1 protein-coding gene is annotated in these 1655 nt (G+C 42.3%); it reads left to right on the top strand.

From position 1 onward, the window contains the following. The first annotated feature begins 115 nt into the window (after positions 1-115). On the top strand, positions 116-1627 hold the full coding sequence (locus ABD031_RS13285; protein WP_343852245.1) for an IS1634 family transposase: 1512 nt from the start codon (positions 116-118) through the stop codon (positions 1625-1627). The last annotated feature ends 28 nt before the right edge of the window (positions 1628-1655 follow it).

The following is a 1655-nucleotide window of genomic DNA, read 5'->3' as shown; positions in this document are numbered from 1 at the left end:
CCTGACTTCGACAGTCGTCAGTCCCATTTTGATATAAGTAGTTGATTATTAAATGTTTTGAATTTTCAGTTTATTAATTTGGGTGTCCCAGAGGCGTTTTTGAGTACTTTTAGTCATGTTTGTTCGCAGGAAGCCCAACAAAAGCGGCAAGGTCAGTGTTCAGGTAATTGAGAAGACTAAGGGTAAATACAAGGTTTTCAAAACTCTTGGAAGCAGTTCTGTTGAATCAGAAGTTGAACAGTTGGTTTGCCTTGGAGAAGAATGGATCAAAAACTACAAAGGCACGCTTGATATCCCGTTCAGTGAGGAGGAGCGGATTGCAGATGCTGTCCTGGAAAGTGTTGAAAGCATTACCGTTTCAGGTACAGAACTGCTTTTGGATAGGCTTTTCAACGATATTGGATTCGGGGTTGTCAAAGATGATATTTTTAAATGGCTGGTCTATTCCAGGCTCTGTTTTCCTGCCAGTAAGCTGAAAACCTGTGATTACCTGCTCACCTATCATGGTCTTGAATTCCAGGTTCAGGACCTGTACAGGTACATGGATAAGCTTTACAACAATCACAAGGAGATTATTCAGTTGATCAGTTTTGAGCACACAAAGAAACTACTTGGTGGAAGCATCAACATCGTCTTTTACGACGTCACCACCCTGTATTTTGAGGTGGATCAGGAGGATGAGCTGCGAAAGACAGGCTTTTCCAAGGAGGGGAAACACCAAAATCCCCAGATCGTTTTGGGCCTTCTGGTGGGATTGGAAGGATATCCTCTCGCATACGAGATTTTTGAGGGCAACAAGTTTGAGGGTCACACCATGATTCCGGTCATCGAAGCGTTCAGAAACAAGTACAGTTTACCGGCACCTATTGTGGTTGCTGATTCAGGCTTGCTTTCCAAAAGCAATATTCAAGAATTACGCGATAACCGATACGAGTTTATTCTGGGAGCAAGGCTAAAGGCTTCCGCTGATAAGAAAAAAGAACAGGTATTGGCCCTCAAACTTGAAAACGGCGAGAGTAGATTGCTGGACTGGGAGGATGCGCTCAGGATGGTTGTCAGTTATTCGGAAAAGAGAGCCAAAAAGGACAGGATCAACCGTGAAAAAGGCCTCAAAAAGCTCGAGAAGCAACTAAAAACAGGAAAACTCAACAAAACCCATATCAACAACAGGGGCTACAACAAATACCTTAAAATGGAGGGGGAGGTAAGGATCGCCCTAGATAGGGAAAAGTATGAGCAGGATGGGAAGTGGGATGGCCTCAAAGGGTATATTACCAATACAAACCTTGACAAAGACCAAGTTATTGAGAACTACAACAACCTGTGGAAAATTGAAAAGGCTTTCAGGATAACAAAAAATGAAATCAAAGTCAGGCCAGTTTTCCATTTTAGACAACGCAGGATCGAAGCCCATATCAGCATCGCATTCGTGGCATACAAAGTATACAAAGAGCTGGAAAGACAATTGATAGAGAAGGGATCGAAATTATCTCCACAGAAGGCAATTGAGATTGCAAAAGGAATTTATACCGTTGAAATGCGGCTCAAATCGTCCGGAAAAAAGCTTAGAAAAACCTTGATTTTGAACGAAAGTCAACAAAAACTAGCAAAAATGTTCAATTTTTGATTTTGGGTGTCCCAGCGTCGAAGTCAGG

This window comes from Algoriphagus jejuensis, from assembly GCF_039523455.1.
Classification (GTDB): domain Bacteria; phylum Bacteroidota; class Bacteroidia; order Cytophagales; family Cyclobacteriaceae; genus Algoriphagus; species Algoriphagus jejuensis.
The sequence above is the reverse complement of the archived record's forward strand: the minus strand, read 5'-3'. Positions and strand labels throughout refer to the sequence as shown.